Origin of the sequence: Pseudomonas sp. PDM17 (assembly GCF_014851985.1) — a bacterium.
Taxonomy (GTDB): domain Bacteria; phylum Pseudomonadota; class Gammaproteobacteria; order Pseudomonadales; family Pseudomonadaceae; genus Pseudomonas.
On record NZ_JACVAT010000006.1, the window covers coordinates 293,816 to 316,715 of the forward strand.

Annotated in this window: 21 protein-coding genes; 18 read left to right on the forward strand and 3 right to left on the reverse strand. The window is 57.8% G+C overall.

What is annotated here, in order from left to right:
* Positions 1-85 precede the first annotated feature (85 nt).
* Positions 86-892, reverse strand: a complete 807-nt coding sequence (gene tcdA, locus IB256_RS22475) for a tRNA cyclic N6-threonylcarbamoyladenosine(37) synthase TcdA (protein WP_192404109.1) — start codon at positions 890-892, stop codon at positions 86-88.
* A 301-nt stretch (positions 893-1,193) separates the two neighbouring features.
* Here tcdA and IB256_RS22480 point away from each other — a divergent pair, with 301 nt between their 5' ends.
* From IB256_RS22480 to IB256_RS22500, 5 genes are all read left to right on the forward strand, one after another.
* Positions 1,194-3,794, forward strand: a complete 2,601-nt coding sequence (locus IB256_RS22480) for a glycosyltransferase (RefSeq protein WP_192289367.1) — start codon at positions 1,194-1,196, stop codon at positions 3,792-3,794.
* 83 nt (positions 3,795-3,877) lie between these two features.
* A complete protein-coding gene (gene dapE / locus IB256_RS22485; RefSeq protein WP_192289369.1) occupies positions 3,878-5,035 on the forward strand; it encodes a succinyl-diaminopimelate desuccinylase in 1,158 nt (385 codons plus the stop codon).
* A complete protein-coding gene (locus IB256_RS22490; RefSeq protein WP_081517874.1) occupies positions 5,032-5,226 on the forward strand; it encodes a hypothetical protein in 195 nt (64 codons plus the stop codon). Before dapE ends, IB256_RS22490 begins: the two co-directional genes overlap by 4 nt.
* A complete protein-coding gene (locus IB256_RS22495; RefSeq protein ID WP_192404111.1) occupies positions 5,220-6,029 on the forward strand; it encodes a putative RNA methyltransferase in 810 nt (269 codons plus the stop codon). Before IB256_RS22490 ends, IB256_RS22495 begins: the two co-directional genes overlap by 7 nt.
* Positions 6,030-6,039: 10 nt before the next feature.
* Positions 6,040-6,411, forward strand: coding sequence for a hypothetical protein (locus IB256_RS22500; protein ID WP_192289373.1), 372 nt, complete (start codon positions 6,040-6,042; stop codon positions 6,409-6,411).
* 66 nt (positions 6,412-6,477) lie between these two features.
* Here the strand turns inward: IB256_RS22500 and IB256_RS22505 are convergent, their stop codons facing one another.
* Complete coding sequence (locus tag IB256_RS22505) at positions 6,478-6,687, reverse strand: cold-shock protein (RefSeq protein WP_045209986.1); 210 nt, start codon at positions 6,685-6,687, stop codon at positions 6,478-6,480.
* A gap of 556 nt (positions 6,688-7,243) precedes the next feature.
* Complete coding sequence (locus IB256_RS22510; protein WP_192289375.1) at positions 7,244-7,714, reverse strand: YMGG-like glycine zipper-containing protein; 471 nt, start codon at positions 7,712-7,714, stop codon at positions 7,244-7,246.
* A gap of 169 nt (positions 7,715-7,883) precedes the next feature.
* Between IB256_RS22510 and plsB the strand changes: the two genes are divergently transcribed.
* The 13 genes from plsB (at position 7,884) to IB256_RS22575 (ending at position 22,894) form a co-directional block, all read left to right on the forward strand.
* A complete protein-coding gene (gene plsB, locus IB256_RS22515; RefSeq protein ID WP_192404113.1) occupies positions 7,884-10,394 on the forward strand; it encodes a glycerol-3-phosphate 1-O-acyltransferase PlsB in 2,511 nt (836 codons plus the stop codon).
* A gap of 92 nt (positions 10,395-10,486) precedes the next feature.
* Entirely contained in the window at positions 10,487-10,933 is a 447-nt protein-coding gene (locus IB256_RS22520; protein ID WP_192404115.1) for a low molecular weight protein-tyrosine-phosphatase, read from the forward strand.
* 149 nt (positions 10,934-11,082) lie between these two features.
* Complete coding sequence (locus tag IB256_RS22525; protein WP_192289381.1) at positions 11,083-12,135, forward strand: glycosyltransferase family 4 protein; 1,053 nt, start codon at positions 11,083-11,085, stop codon at positions 12,133-12,135.
* Positions 12,136-12,473: 338 nt separating this feature from the next.
* Positions 12,474-12,920, forward strand: a complete 447-nt coding sequence (locus IB256_RS22530) for a low molecular weight protein-tyrosine-phosphatase (RefSeq protein WP_192289383.1) — start codon at positions 12,474-12,476, stop codon at positions 12,918-12,920.
* A gap of 19 nt (positions 12,921-12,939) precedes the next feature.
* Positions 12,940-15,186, forward strand: coding sequence for a polysaccharide biosynthesis tyrosine autokinase (locus IB256_RS22535; RefSeq protein WP_192404299.1), 2,247 nt, complete (start codon positions 12,940-12,942; stop codon positions 15,184-15,186).
* A gap of 36 nt (positions 15,187-15,222) precedes the next feature.
* On the forward strand, positions 15,223-15,720 hold the full coding sequence (rfaH, locus tag IB256_RS22540) for a transcription/translation regulatory transformer protein RfaH (protein WP_192404117.1): 498 nt from the start codon (positions 15,223-15,225) through the stop codon (positions 15,718-15,720).
* Positions 15,721-15,894: 174 nt separating this feature from the next.
* Positions 15,895-17,220, forward strand: a complete 1,326-nt coding sequence (locus IB256_RS22545; RefSeq protein WP_192404120.1) for a UDP-glucose dehydrogenase family protein — start codon at positions 15,895-15,897, stop codon at positions 17,218-17,220.
* Positions 17,221-17,255: 35 nt separating this feature from the next.
* Positions 17,256-18,554 carry a flippase gene (locus tag IB256_RS22550; protein WP_192404122.1) on the forward strand — a complete coding sequence of 433 codons (1,299 nt, stop codon included), beginning with the start codon at positions 17,256-17,258 and terminating at the stop codon, positions 18,552-18,554.
* On the forward strand, positions 18,551-19,762 hold the full coding sequence (locus IB256_RS22555) for a polysaccharide pyruvyl transferase family protein (RefSeq protein ID WP_192404124.1): 1,212 nt from the start codon (positions 18,551-18,553) through the stop codon (positions 19,760-19,762). Before IB256_RS22550 ends, IB256_RS22555 begins: the two co-directional genes overlap by 4 nt.
* Complete coding sequence (locus tag IB256_RS22560) at positions 19,755-20,606, forward strand: glycosyltransferase family 2 protein (RefSeq protein ID WP_192404126.1); 852 nt, start codon at positions 19,755-19,757, stop codon at positions 20,604-20,606. Before IB256_RS22555 ends, IB256_RS22560 begins: the two co-directional genes overlap by 8 nt.
* A complete protein-coding gene (locus IB256_RS22565; RefSeq protein ID WP_192404128.1) occupies positions 20,606-22,033 on the forward strand; it encodes a hypothetical protein in 1,428 nt (475 codons plus the stop codon). The genes IB256_RS22560 and IB256_RS22565 overlap by 1 nt, the downstream gene beginning before the upstream one ends.
* On the forward strand, positions 21,960-22,403 hold the full coding sequence (locus IB256_RS31030; RefSeq protein ID WP_192289396.1) for an oligosaccharide biosynthesis protein Alg14: 444 nt from the start codon (positions 21,960-21,962) through the stop codon (positions 22,401-22,403). Before IB256_RS22565 ends, IB256_RS31030 begins: the two co-directional genes overlap by 74 nt.
* Positions 22,400-22,894, forward strand: a complete 495-nt coding sequence (locus tag IB256_RS22575; protein WP_192404131.1) for a glycosyltransferase — start codon at positions 22,400-22,402, stop codon at positions 22,892-22,894. The genes IB256_RS31030 and IB256_RS22575 overlap by 4 nt, the downstream gene beginning before the upstream one ends.
* The last annotated feature ends 6 nt before the right edge of the window (positions 22,895-22,900 follow it).

Genomic DNA, 22,900 nt, shown 5'->3' on the forward strand with positions numbered 1-22,900 from the left:
CCTATGCGCAGGAGCGGACTTCGTCTGCGATAGGTCCGCATCGCGCCGGAGACCATCGCGAACAAATCCGCGCCTACAGATGCCGTCAGCTTGCGGTGCGTTCCGAAGGCCGCCGCGCCCCGGCAATGATCTTGTCCACAGCCCGCGCCGCCGCGACCATCCCGAAGGTCGCGGTGACCATCATCACCGCGCCGAAACCACCGGCGCAGTCGAGTTTCACCCCCTCGCCGACAAAGCTCTTGGACTGGCATACGGTGCCGTCCGGCTTGGGATAGCGCAGCTGCTCGGTGGAGAACACGCACTGCACGCTGTAATGCCGGCCCGGCGTACGGGAGAAGTTGTAGTCGCGACGCAGCGTGGAGCGCACCTTGGCCGCCAGCGGGTCGTTGAAGGTCTTGTTCAGGTCGGCGACCTGGATCTGCGTCGGATCCACCTGCCCACCCGCACCGCCGGTAGTGATGATCTGCAGCTTGCGGCGCTTGCACCAGGCGATCAGCGCGGCCTTGGCGGCGACGCTGTCGATGCAGTCGATCACGCAGTCCAGCTCGGGGGTGATGTAGTCCGCCATGGTTTCGCGGGTGACGAAATCGGCTACGGCGTGCACGACGATGCCCGGGTTGATCGCCTTCAGGCGCTCAGCCATGACCTCGACCTTGGGCTTGCCCACGGCGCCCTGGATGGCATGCACCTGACGGTTGGTGTTGGTGACGCAGACGTCGTCCAGGTCGAACAGCGAGATCTCACCCACGCCGCTGCGCGCCAGAGCCTCGGCCGCCCATGAGCCTACGCCGCCGATCCCGACCACCGCCACATGGCTGGCCGCCAGCCGCTCCAGGCCCTCACGGCCGTAGAGCCGCGCGATTCCGCCGAAACGCTGTTCATCCAGTTGCATCGCCCACACCTCATCTCGAAACGACCGGCATTCTATAACGACCGGGCCCCTGTAACGACCGCGCCCCTTTAACAATCGGTCTGGGCCCGCCTGCAACAAAGCCCGATTGCCGCAGTCTCAGTCACGCGCCTGCCACACATTCTAAACTGTCGGGAAATGCCCACGAACGCCTACGCGGCGGACGGCGCCGGCAACCTGTACAGCCCCCGGAGTGCGGGGTAGGATGCGCCCCGACCGGGCTATCCCGTACAGCGACTGCCCCGGCCCCTCCCCGTTCCACCCTTTGGAACCCGATCGCACCATGCCTGCACGCAAGTTCGGCCTCAACCTGGTGGTGTTCGTTGCCCTCGCGGCACTCTTCACCGGCTTCTGGGCCCTCTATAACCGCCCCGTCAGCGTTCCCGACTGGCCGGAAAGCATTTCCGGATTCTCCTTCTCGCCCTTCCGCCTGAATCAGAATCCGCAGAAGAACCAGTTCCCCAGCGACGACGAGATCCGCTCGGACCTGGAGCTGGTTTCCAAGAGCACCGACAACATCCGCACCTACTCGGTGAAGGGTTCGCTGGCCGATATCCCGCGCCTGGCCGAGGAGCTGGGCATGCGCGTCAGCCTCGGCATCTGGATCGGCCCGGACGAAGCCGAGAACGAAGCCGAGATCGAGCGCGGCATCGAGATCGCCAACAACTCGCGCAGCGTGGTGCGGGTGATAGTCGGCAACGAAGCGCTGTTCCGCCGCGAGGTCACGGTCGAGCAACTGACAGCCTACCTGGACCGCGTGCGCAAGGCGGTGAAGGTGCCAGTGACCACCGCCGAGCAGTGGCACATCTACGAGAAGTACCCGGAGATGGCCAAGCACGTCGACCTGATCGCCGCCCACGTGCTGCCCTACTGGGAATACACAGCGATGAACGATGCCATACCGTTCGTCCTCGAGCGCGCCAAGGAACTGCGCGCCAAGTTCCCGCGCAAGCCGCTGCTGCTGGCCGAAGTCGGCTGGCCGAGCAACGGCCGCATGCGCGGCGGCGCCGACGCCACCCAGGCAGACCAGGCCATCTACCTGCGCACGCTGACCAATGCGCTGAACAAGCGCGGCTACAACTACTTCGTCGTCGAGGCCTTCGACCAACCGTGGAAAGTCGGTGACGAAGGCTCGGTAGGCGCCTACTGGGGCGTCTACAACGCCCAGCGCCAACCGAAGTTCAACTTCGACGGGCCGGTAGTGAACATCCCGCAGTGGCGCGCCCTGGCGGTCGCCTCGGTGGTGATGGCGCTGCTCGCCCTGACCCTGCTGATGATCGATGGCAGTGCCCTGCGCCAACGCGGGCGGACCTTCCTCACCGTGGTCGCCTTCGCCGGCGGCTCGGTGCTGGTGTGGATCGCCTACGACTACAGCCAGCAGTACAGCACCTGGTTCAGCATGACCGTCGGCGGCCTGCTGGGCATCGGCGCGCTGGGCGTGTTCATCGTCCTGCTCACCGAGGCCCACGAACTCGCCGAGACCGTCTGGGTACGCAAGCGCCGCCGGCCGTTCGACCCGGTCCTCACCGATACCGGCTACCGGCCCAAGGTCTCGGTGCACGTGCCCTGCTACAACGAACCACCGGAGATGATGAAGAAGACCCTGGATGCGCTGTCCAGGCTCGACTATCCGGACTTCGAAGTCCTGATCATTGACAACAACACCAAGGACCCGGCGGTCTGGGAACCGGTGCGCGATTACTGCGAAGTCCTCGGCCCACGCTTCCGCTTCTTCCACGTCGCGCCGCTGGCCGGCTTCAAGGGCGGCGCGCTGAACTACATCCTGCCGCACACTGCGCCGGACGTCGAAGTCGTGGCGGTGATCGACGCCGACTACTGCGTCGAGCCGAACTGGCTCAAGCAGATGGTGCCGCACTTCAGCGATCCGAAGATCGCCGTGGTGCAGTCCCCGCAGGACTACCACGACGGCGAGGAAAACGTCTTCAAGAAGCTCTGCTACGCCGAGTACAAGGGCTTCTTCCACATCGGCATGGTCACCCGCAACGACCGCGACGCGATCATCCAGCACGGCACCATGACCATGATCCGGCGGACCGTGATGGACGAGCTGAAATGGGCCGACTGGACCATCTGCGAGGACGCCGAACTGGGCCTGCGGGTGTTCGAGAAGGGCTATTCGGCCGCCTACTCGCACCAGAGCTTCGGCAAGGGCGTGATGCCCGACACCTTCATCGACTACAAGAAGCAGCGCTTCCGCTGGGCCTACGGCGCCATCCAGATCATGAAGGGCCACGCCCGCGCGCTGTTCCAGGGCAAGGACAGCAAGCTCACCCTCGGCCAGCGCTACCACTTCATCGCCGGCTGGCTGCCGTGGATCGCCGATGGCATGAACATCTTCTTCACCGTCGGCGCGCTGCTCTGGTCCTCGGCGATGATCATCGTGCCCAAGCGGGTCGACCCGCCGCTGCTGATCTTCGCCATCCCGCCGCTGGCGCTGTTCTTCTTCAAGTTCGGCAAGATCATGTTCCTCTACCGCCGCGCGGTGGGCGTCGACCTGTTGCGCTCGTTCCAGGCGGCGGTGGCCGGCCTTGCGCTGTCCCACACTATCGCCAAGGCGGTGCTCTACGGGACGTTCACCAAGACCATCCCGTTCTTCCGCACCCCGAAGATGGCCTCCAACCACGGCCTGCTGGTCGCACTGGCCGAAGCCCGTGAGGAGGTCTTCATCATGCTGCTGCTGTGGGGCGCGGCGCTGGGCATCGTGCTGGTGCAGGGCGTGCCGAGCCGCGACATGATGTTCTGGGTGGCCATGCTGCTGGTGCAGTCGCTGCCCTACCTCGCCGCTCTGGTGATGGCGCTGCTGTCTGCCGCGCCCAAGGCCCAGGAAGCACCGGTAGCCAGCCCGGCGACACCGGCGGCCTGACCGCCCATCCGTAACCAAGAACGCCGGCCATGCGCCGGCGTTTTTGCTTTAAGATGGGCGCCTTTTTCCGTTCCACCCCCAGGATGCCCTCAATGCCCCTCTCGCCGACACTGGCCCTCGCCTGCGAGCTGATTCGCCGTCCCTCCGTCACACCGGTCGATGCCGACTGCCAGCAGATGATGATGCAGCGCCTGGATGCCTGCGGCTTCGCCCTGGAGCCCATGCGCATCGAAGAGGTGGATAACTTCTGGGCCCTGCGCCAGGGTCGCGACGGCGCCAACGGCCCCGTGCTGTGCTTCGCCGGCCACACCGACGTAGTCCCCACCGGCCCCGAGCAGGCCTGGCAGCACCAGCCGTTCGACGCCCTGATCGACGCCGACGGCATGCTCTGCGGCCGTGGTGCGGCCGACATGAAAGGCAGCCTGGCGTCGATGATCATCGCCACCGAGCGCTTCGTCGCCGACCACCCAGACCACCGCGGCAGCATCGCCTACCTGATCACCAGCGACGAGGAAGGCCCGGCCCATCACGGCACCAAGGCCGTGGTCGAGCGCCTTAAGGCCCGTAACGAGCGGCTGGACTGGTGCATCGTCGGCGAACCGTCGAGCACCACCCTGGTCGGTGACATCGTCAAGAACGGCCGTCGCGGCTCCCTCGGCGCCACCCTCAGCGTGCGCGGCAAGCAGGGCCACGTGGCCTACCCGCACCTGGCGAAGAACCCGATCCACCTCGCCGCCCCGGCCCTCGCCGAGCTGGCCGCCGAGCACTGGGACAACGGAAACGACTACTTCCCGCCGACCAGCTTCCAGATCTCCAACATCAATGGCGGCACCGGCGCGACCAACGTGATCCCCGGCGAGCTGAAGGTGATCTTCAACTTCCGCTTCTCCACCGAATCCACCGTCGAAGGCCTGCAGCAACGCGTCGCGACGATCCTCGACAAGCACGGCCTGGACTGGCACATCGACTGGGCGCTGTCCGGCCTGCCGTTCCTCACCCAGCCGGGTGAGCTGCTCGATGGCGTGGCGGCGGCGATCCGCGCGGTCACCGGCCGCGAGACCACGCCGTCGACCTCCGGCGGCACCTCCGATGGCCGCTTCATTGCCACCATGGGGACCCAGGTGGTCGAGCTCGGCCCGGTGAACGCCACCATCCACCAGGTGGACGAACGCGTGCTGGCCAGCGACCTCGATGTACTGACCGAAATCTATTACCAGACCCTGGTGCGACTGCTGGCATGAGTGGACCGAACAAAGGCTTCTGCCTGGGCGCCGTACAGCCCGACACCCCACCGCCCGCGCCAGCCGCCGAGCGTCGTTATTCCCTGCGCGTGTACCAGATCGCCCAGCGCCGCCGTTCCCTGCCCACCGTGCTGCGTAATGACTTGCCGCAGCCGCTGGTGCCGCCGCCGCAAGGGAAGAAAGGATGCTGATCTGCCCGCTGTGCCGCGAGGCGCTGACCGAGGTCGACAACGGTGTCGCCTGCTCCGCTGGCCATCGCTTCGACCGAGCCCGCCAGGGTTACCTGAACCTGCTGCCGGTGCAGCACAAGAAGAGCCTCGATCCAGGCGACAACGCCGCCATGGTCGAGGCGCGCCGGCACTTCCTCGGTGCCGGCCACTATGCCCCGCTGGCCAGACGCCTGGCAGAACTGGCCGCTGAGCGCGCTCCGGGGCGCTGGCTGGATATCGGTTGCGGCGAGGGTTACTACACCGCCCAGCTGGGTGAAGCCCTGTCGCAGGCCGACGGCTATGCGCTGGATATCTCCCGCGAGGCTGTCAAACGCGCCTGCAAGCGCGCTCCGCAGCTGACCTGGATGGTCGCCAGCATGGCCCGCGTACCGCTGGCCGATGCTTCCTGCCAACTGCTGGCCAGCGTGTTCAGTCCGATTGACTGGAAGGAAGCCGCTCGCCTGCTCACTCCCGGCGGAGGCGTGCTGCGCCTGGGCCCAGCGCGCGATCACCTGCTGGAACTGCGCCAGCGCCTGTACGACGAAGTTCGCGAGTACGTCGAGGACAAGCACCTCGCCGACCTACCCGAAGAGCTGAAACTGGCGCACAGCGAACAACTGAGCTTCAAGCTGCCGCTGCACACCCGCGAAGCCCGCGAGCACCTGCTGGCGATGACGCCCCACGGCTGGCGGGTCAACCCCGAGCGACGCGAGCGCATCCTTGCCGAGCCCTTCGAGGTGACGGTCGCGGTACGCTACGATTGGCTGCAACGCCAAGAACCCTGACGAGGACGCCATGCGCCAACCGGATATCGAGATCTACATCAAGGATGCCGACCAGGCCGCCGTCGGCGCCTGGCTGGAGAAGGCCCTTGGCCCCTGCTCCGAATGGCGCGCCCAGGGCGAGACCCTCAAGTGCACCGCCGGCAGCATTCCCGCCACCTGGCTGCCCAAGGCCGTGGGCAAGTGGAACAGCCTGTTCCTGGACAGCGACAAGACCCCATGGGATGACGATGTCGCCTGCGCTCGCGATGCCTGCGCCGCTCTGGAAGTGGAGGTGCGCTGCGCACCGGGCAGCTGGAGCGAGGATCAGGGCGAGGAAGACGCCGACCGCTGGCTGAAAGTGACCGCCGCGGGCGTCGAAGAGATTACCTGGCGCACGGGCTGAAACCGCCGCTGGCAGAGTGTGAAAATCAAAGGCCCGTCCATTGGACGGGCCTTTGATTTCGGGGGCTCAGACCTTCGACACGTCTTCTGCCTGGAGGCCTTTCTGACCCTGGATCACCGAGAACTCCACTTTCTGGCCTTCGACCAGGGAGCGGTGACCATCGCCACGAATGGCACGGTAGTGAACGAAAACGTCCGGACCGCTATCGCGTTGAATGAATCCATAACCTTTGGCGTCATTGAACCACTTGACGGTTCCGACCTCACGATCAGCCATTACCACACTCTCCAACTTGCCTATTATTTTTGGATGGCCCCCGGGAATGAGGACTTCGGCAGTCGCCGGCTGAACGCTTTCCTTATCATCCGACCCGCGCCGAAAGGCACGTAGGAAGGTAATTCGAATAACGCCCAAGGGCGACAGCGCTCCCGAGTATATAAATCAAAAGTTACAGCTGAAAAGCACTTTTTCATCAGCTTCCCGAGCCTATGACCAATCAGGCCAAAGTGCCATTTTTCGGGGCCTGCAGAGCCATTTTGGTGCTCGTTACCCTGCGTAACGAAAGTGTTTCGAACGTGGACCCTTTCGCACTTTGGCGCATTTACGGCGGGTAGTTTCGTTCCCGTTGATGCATTTTCAACGATCTCCGGAAAAGTCTTTCAGACGCAGTCGGAGTGCGCCCTGCAGTTTCTGCCGCGGCAATATGCCCAATCATTTATCTGCTGAATTGGCAGTCCGCCAATCCATTGCACCTGATGAATAACGGCCATGGAATACTCCCCTGGCCGCACTCATGTGCCGTCAGTCGTGCACCATCACAGGACTCGCACGCTCAGGGGCTGACCTGATAGCCCCGCCCCTGCAGACAACCGCTGTAGGCGCTGGCACTGGCAGTGTTCTGCGCCTCACTCTGGGTGCGGCGATCCTCCCGGCGGTCCTGGCGCTGGCGCGAAGCGCCCACGACGGCACCCGCCGCAGCCACGTCGCCAGCGCGGTTCTGCCGGTACTGCTGCTTGGCATCGTCACTGGCGCGATCGTAAACCTCATCATGCCGCTGCCCACGCACTTCCGCCGCCACGGCGCCGGCCGCCGCTCCCCTTGCTGCGCCGCGAACCCGGCCGCCGACATTCGGGTCGGAACTGGTGGTGGCGCTGCTCGCCGCGTTGGCGGCGACGCTGTTGCACTCAGTCATGTCCTGCTGCATCTGCTGGCTGCTCTGGCCCTTGAGCGGGACAACGGTCTGGGCCGCGACGGGCAGCACAACCGACAAGGCGAGCAGGCATCCCCAGGTGAACGTACGCATCGCGGAACCTCCATAGAATGTCATCCCCTAAATGGCAGGATAGCCGCAGTCCACGGGGTGTCCGCCCGCGCCGACCAAGCGCTCGTGACTTTGCTGGCGGGGGCCTAATCCGGCAAACTAGCCGGCCTGAGCAATCGCTCGTTTTACCTACGCCAGCCATAGGGCCTGTATGCCTCGTTACCCGTTCCGCCGCTTCGGTTTTGGTGCACTGCGCCGCCTGCTGTACCTCTGGGTGCGCTCGGAAACCATCAACCAGTCGGCCTTCAGCCTGAAGATCGACCGCAGCAAACCGGTCCTCTACGTCCTGCAGCAGCCCTCGGTGACCGACCTTGCCGTGGTCGATACCGAGTGCCGCAAGGCCGGCCTGCCGCGTCCGGTGATGCCGGTGGCAGTGGGTGAATCCATCGAGCCGGCGGCCTTCTTCTACCTGACGCCCGAGCCCGACTGGCTCGGCCGCCAGGACAAGCGCGGCGCGCCGCCAGCGCTGGTGCGCATGCTCGGCGCCATCGGCCAGAACGGCATCGACGACGCGCAGATCGTTCCGGTCAGCGTGTTCTGGGGCCAATCCCCGGACAGCGAGAAGAGCGCCTGGAAGCTGCTGTTCGCCGACAACTGGGCCGTCACCGGCCGCCTGCGCAAACTGGCACGTATCCTCATCCTCGGCCGCAAGACCCGCGTACAGTTCTCCGCGCCCATCCACCTGCGCGAGCTGGTAGAACAAAACAAGGGCCACGAGCGCACCCTGCGCATGGTCCAGCGCATCCTGCGCGTGCACTTCCGCAACCAGAAGACCGCAGTAATCGGCCCGGACCTCTCCCACCGCCGCACCCTGGTCAAGGGCCTGCTGCGCGCGCCGCTGGTGCGCCAGGCAATCCAGGAAGAATGCGAGACCCAGAAGATCTCCCAGGACAAGGCCGAGGCCGCCGCCCTGCGCTACGCCAACGAGATCGCCGCCGATGTTTCCTACCCGGTGATCCGCTTCCTTGAAGTGACCCTGACCTGGTTCTGGAACAAGCTCTACGAGGGCGTGAAGGTCAACCACATCGAGCGCGTGCAGGAAGTCGCCCAGGGCCACGAGATCGTCTACGTGCCCTGCCACCGCAGCCACATCGACTACCTGCTGCTGTCCTACCTGTTGTTCCGCAACGGCCTGACCCCGCCGCACATCGCCGCCGGCATCAACCTCAACATGCCGGTGGTGGGCTCGATCCTGCGTCGTGGCGGTGCCTTCTTCATGCGCCGCAGCTTCAAGGGCAACCAGTTGTACACCGCGGTGTTCAACGAATACCTGCACACGCTGTTCAGCCGCGGTTTCTCCACCGAGTACTTCGTCGAAGGCGGCCGCTCCCGCACCGGGCGCATGCTGCACCCGCGCACCGGGATGCTGGCGATCACCCTGCGCAGCTTCCTGCGCGACTCGCGCCGGCCCATCGTCTTCGTCCCCGTGTACATCGGCTACGAGCGCGTGCTCGAAGGCCGAACCTACCTGGGCGAACTGCGCGGCGCGACGAAGAAGAAGGAGTCTATCTTCGACATCTTCAAGGTCATCGGCGCGCTGAAACAGCGCTTCGGCCAGGTCTGGGTGAACTTCGGCGAGCCGATCCACCTCGACGACTTCCTCGACCAGCAGCAGCCTGACTGGCGTCAGCAGGACCTGGGCCCGGAATACCGCCCGGCGTGGCTGTCGGAAACCACCAACCACCTGGCTCGCGACGTCGCCCGTCATCTCAACGACGCTGCGGCGATCAACCCGGTGAACCTGGTCGCCCTGGCGCTGCTCTCCACCACCCGCCTGGCCCTGGACGAAACCGCCCTGGCTCGGGTGATCGACCTCTACCTCGACCTGCTGCGCAAGGTGCCCTACTCGCCCAGCGCCACGCTGCCCGAGGGCGACGGCCACCAGCTGATTGAGTACGTGAAGAGCATGAACCTGCTCAGCGAGCAGAAGGACGCGCTCGGCCGCATCTGCTACCTCGACGAGCAGAACGCGGTGCTGATGACGTACTACCGCAACAACGTGCTGCACATCTTCGCCCTGCCGGCGCTGATCGCCAGCTTCTTCCAGAACAGCGGGCGGATCAGCCGCGAGCAGCTGCTGCGCTACACCCGCGCGCTGTACCCGTACCTGCAGGCAGAACTGTTCATCCGCTGGAGCCTGGATGAGCTGGACGCAGTGGTCGATCAGTGGCTGCAGGCCATGGTCGCCAGCGAACTGCTCAAGCAGGAGAACGACACTTTCATCCGACCGCCGCCCAGCTCGCGCCAGTACGTGCTGCTGACCCTGCTGGCCCGCGCCATCGCACAGACCCTGCAGCGCTTCTACATGTCCATCTCGCTGGTACTCAACGCCGGGCAGAAGCAGCTCACCGCCGAGGAACTGGAAAATCTCTGCACCGTGATGGCTCAGCGCCTGTCGGTCCTCCACGGCCTCAATGCCCCGGAGTTCTTCGACAAGAGCCTGTTCCGCCACTTCATCCAGACCCTGCTGGACGAAGGCGTGCTGCGCAAGGACGAACACGGCAAGCTGAGCTACCACGAGCTGCTCGGCGAACTGGCCGAAGGTGCCGCCAAGCGCGTGCTGCCGGCGGAGATCCGACTGTCCATCCGCCAGGTCGCCCTCGAGCGCCCGCCCCAGGAAGACAGCGCCCCGGCCGAGCCGCCAGCGGCCGGCCAGGGCTGATCCGCCCTCCCTGCCGGCGGCTTGACGCCCCTACACCGCGACCGTTAGATTTCTGACGATCTACCATCGGTCGCGGTCAGGGACGCTCCTTCGTGTTCAACAGGATTCTGATCGTCTGCGTCGGCAACATCTGCCGCAGCCCCATCGCCGAACACCTGCTGCGCGAATCCCTGCAGGGCAGCGACATCGCCGTGGCCTCCGCCGGGCTCAGCGCGCTGGTCGGCCACTCCATCGACAACACCGCCCTCGCCATCCTTCGCCGCCACGGCCACCATCCCCAGCCGCATCGCGCCCGCCAGCTCACCGCCGAACTGGTCCACGAGGCCAACCTCGTCCTGGTGATGGAGCAATCGCAGATCCAGAGCGTTATCCGCCTGGCCCCCGAGGCTCGCGGCAAGACATTCCTGCTGGGCAAGTGGCAGACCGACCAGGAGATTCCGGACCCCTACCGCAAAGGCCCGGATGCCTTCGAGCGCGCGTACTCGCTGATCGAATCTGCGGTCGCTCCTTGGGGCGATCGACTGCGGGTTCGCCGGTAATTTGACGACTCATTGCCGGCCCGACAAAAGCGTCAGAAAACCTTACAAAAACATGATGAAAAAGGCTACGCTCTAGCCCAGCAAGACCATATTCAGCTGTTTGGTCTCCCAGTTACGACAAGTAATTTTCCAGGGGCCTACATCGCTTTATGAAGATCCTGCACATCACCGAGTCTTTCGGTGGCGGCGTCACCTCGGCCATCAACTCCTACATCCTCAACTCCCAGCAGCATGAGCACTATCTGCTGGCCTCGGTGCGCAAGGGCGACACCACCGGAGAGGAAAGTCAGGGCCTGTTCAAGCACATGGAGCTGGTGCCCCGCCGTCTTTCCAGCCTCGCCCGGGTGAAACCGTACGTCGATCGTGTGCAGCCGGATGTCATCCATCTGCACAGCACCTATGCCGGTGCGCTGATCCGCGCCCTGCCCTTCATCCCCGCACAGAAGATCGTCTACACCCCCCACGGCTTTGCCTTCCTGCGCGGCGACCATCCAATGATGCTCAAGGCCTATCGGGCCATCGAATCGCTGCTGGCGAAGCGGACGGCGGTGATTGCAGGCTGCGGCCTGGACGAACAGCGCATCGCCGGGGAGCTGATCGAACCGACGCACACCCTGGGACTGGTGAATGTCTGCGACGACCTGCCGGAAGTGCCTGCCGTACGCAGCCTCACCAGCAAGCCCGTGATCGGCATGGTTGGGCGTATCAGCCGGCAGAAGGGCCATGAGTACTTCCGGGCGCTGGCGCAAAGCTGTGCAGACATTGCGCACTTCAAATGGATCGGTGGCGGGGATGCCCAGGCCATGACGGAGATGGTTCAAGCCGGTATCGAAGTGACCGGGTGGCGCACACGCGGCGAGGTCATCGCACATATGAAAGGGCTCGACCTGTACTTCCACACTGCTGCCTGGGATGGCTTCCCTATCTCGGTGCTCGAAGCGGCGAAGCTCGACCTCCCCATTGCACTCCGCCGCATCGGCCCCTTCGTCGCCGAAGGCCTGTCTACCGCCCAGGACCTGTCGGAGGCACAACGACAGGTCATTGCCTTCGCCAAAGGCGACCCGACCGCTCTGGCTGAGCTGGCGCGAAATAGCCAGAGCATTCAGCGCCTGCACTCTGGCGAACAGCTGCAGTCTTCGCTGGAACACCTCTACTCCCGCTTCACTCCGCAACATCCCGTCAATCAGCTCGCGGCCGGCTGAACGCGAGGCCTGCCCCTGGGGGTAGGCCAGGCCCCTCTGCCCGACGGAGGCTCCCTCCAGACCTTCTGCCTCTGGCAGGAGCATGCCTTTCCGTTGTTTCGTGCCTCTTCGCTGCGCCTTCCACCAGCAGAAATTGATCCCGCGGACAACAAACGGCAGCGGCATTGCGCCACCAGAATTGTCCGCCCTCACCTGCGATTTGAAGGGATTCCCTTTAAGCCTCCTCAGAGAATTCCTAAAGCCCTCAAACGGGGGGGAACACGCATTGAATCGTTCTGACGCGCGGCTTAATTTTCGCGGCCCATAGGTAGCGATCAATCAACGCAGCGGTGGTCAGCGTGTTCAAGAACGTACTGGTTATCTGCGCAGGAAATATCTGCCGCAGCCCGACAGCTGAACATCTGCTTCAGCGCAATCTCGCCGGTACTGGCATCCGTGTCAGCTCTGCTGGCCTTACCGCTGTGGTGGGTCACCCGTTCGAGCGCAACGCTCTCGAGACCCTGCAGCGACATGACCAGCAGCCCTCTGAACATCAGGCACGGCAACTGACGCCGCAAATCCTAAAGGCTTCCGACCTCGTGCTGGTCATGGAGCGCCGGCAACTGCAGGACGTCATCCGGCTTTCACCGGCATCACGCGGTAAGACCTTCCTCTTGGGTAAATGGCAGAGCGAGCGGGAGATCCCCGATCCCTACCGCCAGTGTCCGGCAGCCTTCGAGCATGCGTACTCCCTGATCGAGGAAGGCGCTGATGCCTGGTCCCGCCGCCTCCAACCTCAACGCTGACTACTTCAAGAAGCCTCTCATGCAATACCCTCAAGCGCCCGCCCTTCCGCCGGCCGTCAGCGATGACGATGAAATCGACCTGCTCGCCCTGTTCGGCACCCTGATCGATCACAAGTGGCTGATCGCAGGCATCACGGCCGGCTTCATGCTCGTGGGCGCTGCCTATGCCGTGCTCAGCGCACCGATCTACCGCGCTACCGCGACCATCCAGGTAGAGCAGAAGAAGCCGGGTATTCCTGGACTCTCAGCGGACATGAGTGACTTGCTGGGCGCGCAGTCTCAGGCAGTCACCGAGATCCAACTCCTGACCTCGCGCAGCGTGATCGGAAAAGCCGTGGACGCGCTCAAGCTGGATATCGATATCCAGCCGTCGCTATTTCCGGTGATCGGCAACTTCCTGCAGCGCCGCTACACCCCGGAGCATGAAGGTGACGTGGCCACGTCTCTGCTGGGCATGAGCCACTTTGCCTGGGGCGGGGAGACCTTGAAGATCTTTCAGCTCGAAGTTCCCGACGCGCTACTCGAGAAGAACCTGAAACTCATCGCAGGCAAAAAGGGCAGATTCACCCTGTTCGATGATGACGACAACACCCTCGTTGAGGGGCAAGTCGGCCAGCTCGCCGAGCACAATGGCGTCAAGCTGCAGGTCGAAGCACTGAACGCGAACCCCGGAACGCGGTTCACGGTCGTCCGTGAGCGTCGCCTGAGCGCCACTCTCGATTATCAACAGGCTCTCAATGTCAGCGAGACAGGCAAGGAGTCTGGCATCCTCACCTTGTCAGTGGATGACGAAAAGCCGGCTCAGGCGCTCGCCGTCCTCAATGCCATCAGCCAACAGTACGTGCTGCAGAACGTTGAACGCGCCTCCGCCGAGGCCGCCTCCAGTCTTGACTTCCTGCGTGGCCAGCTGCCGGAAGTACGGCATGACCTGGAGCTGTCGGAAAACGCCCTGAGCGGTTATCAGGCCCGCGCCAAATCAGCGGACATCAGCCTGGAAACAAAGGCTCTGCTGGACCAGATAGTCGCGCTGGACACCAACATCTCCCAACTGAAGCTCCAGCAAGCTGAAATGGACCACAAGTTCACCCGCCAGCATCCGGCCTATCAGGCACTGATGCGGCAGATTGGCGAGTTGACCAGCAAGCAATCCGAGCTCGCCAAACGCGTAGAGGCCCTGCCAGAAACCCAGCAAGACCTTCTGCGCCTGACCCGCGACGTGCAAGTAAGCACCGCCATCTATACGCAAATGCTGAACAAGGCCCAGGAGCTCGATGTCATGCGGGCCGGCGCTGTCGGCAACGTACGCATCATCGATTCGGCCGATGTCGACGTCACCCTGCCGGTGAAGCCCAAGAAGATGTTGATTGTCGCTATCGCGACATTGCTCGGCCTGTTTGTCGCCATTGCTCTCGTGCTGCTGCGCAGGGCATTGAACCGTGGCATCGAGAATCCGGAAGCGATTGAACAGCTCGGACTCCCGGTGTATGCCTCGATTCCCTACAGCGCACTTCAGCAGTCGGAAGAACGCCAGCGAAACAAAGAGAACAAGAAACATAACGGATCCTTCAATCCCGCCCCGCTGCTTGCGATAGACCACCCAACCGATCTCGCCGTGGAGTCTTTACGCAGCCTGCGCACGAGTCTCCACTTCGCCATGCTGGAGTCGGGCGACAACCGCCTGATGATCTCCGGTCCCAGCCCCTCGATAGGCAAGTCATTCATCTGTGCCAACCTGGCCGCAATCATTGCCCAAGCCGGGCAGAAAGTACTTTTGATTGATGTCGACATGCGCAAAGGCTATCTGCACAAGGTTATGGGAGTTAGAGAGCAACCGGGGCTTTCCGATCTGCTGATTCGAAGGTGCGAGTTCGATGATGCCGTTCAAGCAACGAAAGTGGAAAACCTCAGTGTCATCACCCGGGGGCAGATTCCACCCAACCCATCCGAACTGCTGATGCACCCAAACTTCACTGACCTGTTGGAGAGCGCCAGCAACCAGTATGACCTGGTCATTCTGGATACCCCTCCCCTTCTGGCGGTTACCGATGCGGCCATCGTGGGCCGCCAGGCAGGTACGAGCCTGATCGTAATCCGCTTCGGTCAGAACGCCCGCAGAGAGATCGAATTGACCGCTCGCCGTTTCGAGCAGAATGGAATCGAACTGAAGGGGGCGATATTCAATGGCGTCGAAAGGCGAGCAACGGACTACTACCGGAACGGGGTAAACAGTTCCTATCAGTATGAATACCTTTCAGACAAGAACTGACTGGTATCGCAGGATCAATGCCCCGCGGAGATCAAGATGGATGCGAAGCCTGATAAGCGCTGGTACCTGGTGCAATGCAAACCCAGGCAAGACTTCCGCGCTCTGGAACATCTGCAGAGCCAGGATTATAACTGTGTGCTGCCGAAGCATAGAGTTGAATATCTAAGAAAAGGGCAATGGCAAGTCCAGGAGGAGCCCCTGTTTCCCGGTTATTTATTCATTGAACTGGATACGCTACACGACAACTGGATGCCCATCCGATCGACACGTGGCGTCAGTCATATTGTGCGCTTTGGCACAAAGCCACTGGCAGTTCCAGAAAGGGTTGTCGAACGGCTACGCCACATAGATAAGGCTTCCGAGTCGTCCATACAAGAAGGAGATAAGGTTCAGATCCTCTGGGGTGATGAACACTGGCTAGAAGCTATATTCCTGGCCCGCGACGGAACAGACAGAGTGCTACTGCTCCTGAAATTGCTACAGCAAGAATTTCAAATAAGTGTTCCGACCAGGGCTATCACCAAAGCCAGCTGACCAAAACCCTCACTGCCAAGCCACACCCATCCTATGTCTACGTCTCGGGAATTAAACGTAAAGAATCCCAGGGCGGCAGCGTGCCTAAACGATGTCTGGCCACTTCCAGATCAAGCCAGCGATCCAGCGTACTTACTCACTTTAAAATTATTCACCGATATCAAGAGACAGCAAATGAAAGTAACCATATATGGGGTAGGCTATGTTGGTCTTGTTCAGGGAGCGGTACTGGCAGAGGTAGGCCATGATGTGCTCTGTGTGGACATCGATGAAAGCAAAGTAAGTGATTTGAAAGAAGGACATATTCCAATCTACGAACCCGGCTTGGAATGCCTCGTAAAGAATAACTTCCAAAAAGGCAACCTCAAATTCACCGCAAACCAACAGGAAGGTGTAGATCACGGTGGCATCCAGTTCATTGCCGTTGGAACACCGCCGGATGAGGATGGATCTGCTGACCTTAAATATGTGCTAGCTGTTGCGAAAAACATCGCAAGCCACATGTCAACGTCGAAGATTATCGTAAACAAGTCGACGGTCCCCGTAGGAACGGCGGACAAAGTCAGGCAGGTCGTTCAGGCAGAGCTCAACCGGCGAGAGAAGCACAATCTTGATTTCGATGTGATTTCCAACCCGGAATTCCTGAAAGAGGGCTCTGCCGTTACGGACTGCATGCGCCCGGACCGCATCGTTATCGGCACATCCTGCTCGGCGTCAGAATCGATAATGCGGGAACTCTACGCCCCCTTCAATCGAAACCATGAAAAGATAGTCGCCATGGATGTGCGCAGTGCAGAACTGACTAAATATGCAGCCAACTGCCTACTGGCCACAAAAATCAGTTTCATGAACGAAATTGCAGGGCTTTCTGAACTACTCGGTGCTGATATCGAGATGGTAAGGCACGGAATAGGATCTGACCCGAGAATCGGCTACCAGTTTATTTACCCAGGCGCCGGCTATGGAGGTTCCTGTTTCCCGAAGGATGTACAAGCCCTGATTCGCACTGCCGAATCACTGGACTTTGACGCCGGCATACTTAAGTCGGTTGAAAAAAGAAACAAAGAACAGAAAAAAGTAGTCTTCAGAAAAATACACGAATTCTTTAACGGCCAAATAAGCGGCCGAACATTTGCGCTATGGGGGCTCTCTTTCAAACCCAACACAGATGACATGCGCGAAGCGCCAAGTCGTATTCTTATCGAGGCACTCTGGGCAGCAGGCGCCTCCGTACGAGCTTATGATCCTGAAGCAATGAACGAGGCCCGCCGAATTTACCGAGACGATAAAAACCTAGTACTTTGCGAAGACAAATACGCAACCCTGAAAGGGGCAGATGCACTCATAGTCATCACAGAGTGGCCCGAATTCAAAGCACCGGACTTTGAGAAGATAACAAGCAAGCTGTCGACTCCAGCAATATTTGACGGCAGAAATATTTACTGCAAAACAGAACTAGAAAAACTTGGAATCTCATATGTATCCATAGGAAGAAAATAACGCGCCGCACTCCGTTCAGTAGGCATCACACCATAATGAGAACCCGGCTAACTACCACATTGATATCCAACTCGGCCTGGGCACTACTGGATCAAGTTCTCAGGCTTCTGGCAGGAATACTGGTCGGAATCTACACAGCCCGCTATCTTGGACCGAATGACTTTGGGATATATAACTACTGCCTTTCCATCGCAACGATCTGCATTACGTTGTCGCGTCTCGGAATGGACTCAATCCTAGTAAGAGAACTAGTATCAACCCCCAACCAAAAAGACTCCCTGCTGAGCACCGCCTATATTCTTGTACTGTGCTCAGGAACACTGATTTGCGCGCTATCAACAACTGCACTATATCTTCTCGAGGACTCTAAAGAACTCAAAATTTTCATTCTTACAATATCATTGGCACCCATACTATCCTCACTCTCCATCATAGACTTTTATAACCAATCACAACTTAAAACACGAACATCAACAATCTGCAAGACCCTTACCCTATTAATATCTTCAGCAATAAAATTAGCCCTGATACACTGGAAAACTCCCACCCACTTCTTTATTTTGTCAATTCTCTTTGACCAGGCGCTACTCTCCGCTTTTTTGCTCATCCTCTTCCGAAACTCCTCAAGCCTGAGATTGCTTTCCTGCTTCAGCAAGGAAACCGCAAATAGGTTACTGCGCAGTTCCCTACCTATGGTCCTCGCCTCAATCGCTGCACTTTTGTACACGCGAATCGATCAATTCATGATCCGTGGACTTATGGGGCTCGACGCATTGGGAGTTTACTCAAGCGCAGCCAAGTTATATGAGGCATGGGTAGTTTTTCCTTTTGCACTAAGCATCTCTTTGATACCGGCAATTACAAGACTTAAAACAGGAGATCCTGAAAAATACACAAAACGACTTACTCAACTTTTCAGGGTAGTTACCTGGGGAAGCATCTGTATTTCAGCCATTTCCATCCTGTTCGCCGACTCCATAATCAAACTGGCTTTTGGGAATGAATACTCAAACGCCGCGATGCCATTCAAGTTTCTGATGGCGGCATCCGTATTTACTGCCATTGGTTCCGTTACGGCTCGCTACTTGAGCATTGAGCACATGGAGAAGAAGATAGTAATACGATCAGGCATAGGCGCCCTGCTGAAAGTCATGCTGAACCTCGTTCTAATCCCGAGCTTTGGATTATCCGGAGCTGCAGCCTCCACCTTAGTATGCGCCTTAACAGTCAATATTCTTCTGGATTGGACAGATAGAGACCTGATGCGCCTCAGAAAAATAAAGAAAAATATTATCTGGCCAATAGGCAACCCCACAGGACCACTTCAAAAATGACCACCTACCACATCCTAGGCGCCTTTGACAGGCATAACTACGGCGACATCCTCTTCCCGATCATACATACCCGATTTATTAGGCGGTCATGCCCAAGCGCTGAAGTACGCTACTACTCCGTGCGAGAGTATTCTTCAGAACAGTATGGCGGCGTCAGCAACAGTTCCATACGAAGCCTTTTATCATCACAACAAGAAGCAGAAGACCGAATAATAATCAGTGGCGGCGAGGTGTTGCCGACCGACTGGATTACAATGACAGGACACATCTCAAGCAGTACAACCTACAACACCCTCAGGGCATTAAAACTTGCCATTGGAACTAAGCTTTCGAACAAGATAATCCAACGCATTACAGGCCAAAAAAACGATTTCCCCTACATAATCCCACGATCTGCAACCTCGGCAAAAATTTTCTACACAGCCGTCGGTGGGGCAAATTTCTCCAACCCTAGGAACAAACACCAACTCCTAAAAATTGCGTGCGACCTCAAGCAGTCCGACGAGGTTACTGTACGCGACAAGTTAACACAATCCAACCTAATAAGCGCCGGAGTCAACTGCAAGCTAATACCTGACACGGCACTGATCATGTCAAACCACTTCGACTTGAGAGAACTGAAAGAGCGCAACTGGAAATCCAAAATAGAGAAGTCACAGCTTTTCCCGGAAGATAACTACTTCGTATTTCAGGCCGCAAAGCGTTATATCCAATCGGAAATAGACAACATCGTCCGACAGTTAATTTTCATCCAGGAAACGTCGGGAAAAGCAATTCTTCTGCTTCCAATTGGCAGAGCCACCGGGCATGAAGACCATATTGTCTTATTTGAAATATTCAAACGTATACGTGAAAAGAACCCAAGCGTCTATTTCCAGAACAGTCCACACATCCTCGACATCATGGCGTCACTGGCAATGTCCAAAGGATATATAGGAACCAGTCTTCACGGAGCCATAACTGCCTACTCTTATGGAGTTAAAGTTTGTGGAATCAATACTAGAAAAGTCAGGAAACTGGGCTCATTCCTCGAAACCTGGATGTTGGAAAACGACTTCAAATCCGTTGCCTCACTCGATTTCTCGGATGCGTTCCTGGGCCTCACGTCAACTGGCCACAAAATCACAGGAAAAGCTGAACTTACGGAACAAAAGAAATTGATTGAGGCCACCTTGAAAAACTACATACAAGCGAATAGCCATGAATAATCACCCGCGCATTCTTATTTGCCTGGTAAACTTTAACTCCATTGAGGACTCAGTGTTATTTCTTGAAAATTTCTCAAACTTTCCCAATCAAGAAAACACCACCCTGATATTTCATGATAACGATTCAAAAATCTGCACTAGCGAAAACAAGAAAATATTCCAAGAAGCCGCCAAGAGACTAAACCTGAACATCAACATCCTTTTCTCCTCATGCGCCCAGAACCTTGGATACTTGGGCGGATTTCGTTACGCCTTAACACATGACGACATTGCAGTCGAAGACTACGATTTCATCTGCCTGAGCAATCCCGACATCGAATTTGACTCAAATAAATTATCGACAAGCCTCGCCCCAAAAAAATCTGACACCTATGCCATCATTGCACCAAGGATTGTTTCAAAGCTAAGTGGCCATGAACAAAACCCTTATCTCTCCAAAAAGCCACCAAGAATAAAAGTTATATTTTTCTCCATACTTTTCAAGTCATCTTTAGCAACTGGAATCTACCGATTACTAATGAGCAAAGTTAGAAAATCACTCAGTACCGGGCGCATCAGGGCGACATCCACTTCACCTAGGGATATTTACGCCGGCCACGGATCATTTGTTATATTTACGAGAACCTTCTTCAGCAGAAAAGTTTCTCTATCGATGAGCAACTTCCTGTTTTGCGAAGAGAACTACCTCGGCCACAAAGTCCAAGAAAGCAAACTAAAGACCCTCTATGCTCCGGATATAGAGGTCATGCACCGCGAACACTCGAGCACGAAAATCTTCCCTAGCAAGACTATCTGCACCCACCTCGCCGACGCTCACGCTACAGCAGCCAAACAATATTATTAATGCGCAACTCAAAACTCCTGCTCAGTTTTGTCTCGGCGACATTCATCATATTCTTCTCGTTCTTTGACTTTCGCCTTGGACTTGCTACTTTACTGGCAGCTCTGCTCATCAGCACCCTAGACAGAAACTATAAACCACTCCTTATATTTCTCCTGATCGGACTACTGTTATTCAAGAACATACTTACATCTTCTCTGTCCTACCATTTCGATAACGAACTCACCAAAATATCACTCACAATAAACCAAGGCCTGGATTTCATTCTGTGCGTAACCGCACTCATCTACCTTTCTGCCGCTCGCCCCAAGCTACTAATTCCTTCAAAAAGATTTTTACTATACATCCTTTCAATATTTTTCTGCTATGCGACCGCACTACTCAAAGTAGATATATCATCAGCAACCATCAGCCTAAGGATGCTTCTCTATCCGCTGGCTCTCTATCTGACGGGGCGAATCACCATCAGCCTTGGCGTTAAAAAATATGATATATTCCAGACCTTCGTATCATTTGGGGTAATTTCAGTAATATTCATAGCATTCGAAGTATCCTTCCCAGATCTTGTCTACGAGATAACCGGCGCACACCAGTACATCTCCTTAAAGCTTGGCTTGCCATTCCCCTTGTCTGCTGAGCAGTTGGTACAACGAAATACACGATATCTATTCAATTCTGAACTCCTCAAGAACATAAGCATGCTGAGACCCTTGGGCACGTTGCTACATCCGATCTCCCTTGGTTATCTCCTCTCATTCTGCTCACTTCTCCTGATCTCGAAAGGCAAGGTAATAACTCCAATAGTCTTGATGTTAGGAATAGCTATCCTGGGGACCAAAGGACCATTACTGACTTGGTTCATCTGCGTGCTCCTCTACTGGATCCCGCATAAAGGGAAGCATGAAAACCGCATATTCATAACTTCACTCATTCTTCTACTCACAACATACGTGGCCACAACCTTTTCCTTGGGGCTATCTTCAGGCAATCCACATATGGTGAAGCTTCTTTGGGCTATCGGACAACTACCCAGCGTCCTGTTCGGACGAGGCCTTGGCTCAGCGGGCGTTCAGAGCTCCATTGCTAGCGGCAGCGACGAAGTAGGGTTCAGCGATACAGGGCTGGGAGTTCTGATCGGGCAGTTCGGAATCTTCTCAATTTTAATCTACCTATTCTACTTATCGCTTGCCACTGCTGGAATCACATCAAGAGACACGTCGGAACGAATGATTTCACTCTTTGTTATCTGCGTACTCGCAAACAGCATCTTTCAAGAGGAAGGTTTCTCGCCCTACTCGCTGGGAATAGGTTTGTTTTATCTGGGCTCGTGCTCGCTCACAAAATGGAAACACAAGCGTGAAGAAGATAGCTTTAGTCGCCAGCAACGGTGGCCACTGGATTCAACTGTTAAAAATAACGGAAAATCTTAGCAAGGACTACTCGACAATAAGAATATCGACATCCAGCAAGAACTCAGCTGACGGAAGTTTCTATCTCATCCCTGACTTTTCCGGATTCTCTCCCTTTGCCTTTCTTAGAACACTGGCCCATGGTGTCCGGATACTGAAGAGCAACACTCCAACTACAGCCGTAATTTCAACTGGCGCCCTGCCAGGCTTGGCAGTCTGCCTTGCTGCAAGAATTCTCGGAGTAAAGTCGATCTGGATTGACTCGATCGCCAACGTCACCAAACTTTCCTTATCCGGAAGACTTGCGAAGCACATTTGCAGCAAAACGTACAGTCAATGGCCTCACCTGTGCGATGGGAAGTTAGTATTTTATAGCGGACGAATACTATGAAGATCTTTGTGACAGTTGGAACACAACTCCCCTTCCCCAGGTTGATTAAACGTATCGATGAACTAGCCTCCTCACCTCAGGGAGCGAGCTTTTATTTTTCAGCGCAAGTAGGTAATGACCCTGAGCCCTACAATACTATTCAGACCAAGTCATTTCTAGATGAAGAGGAATACGATCTAGCACTTAAAGACTGCGACCTTATTATATCGCACGCCGGCATGGGGACGTTGCTGTCCGCCAAGGAACGAAATATCCCCCTGCTGATAGTTCCGCGAAACCATCTACTCCACGAGCATCGAAACTCGCATCAGGCCGATACAGCAAGATGGCTTGAGCAAGAGCATATCTGCCGGATAATCTGGGACGTTTCCGAGTTAACCATTGATTTTCTAAAAAGATTCATAGGCACTCGAAGCTCTCATTCAGATGTCATTGACCGCACCAATCGAGACCGACTGCTTCGCGCAATTGAACTCGACATTCAATCCTAATTAGTA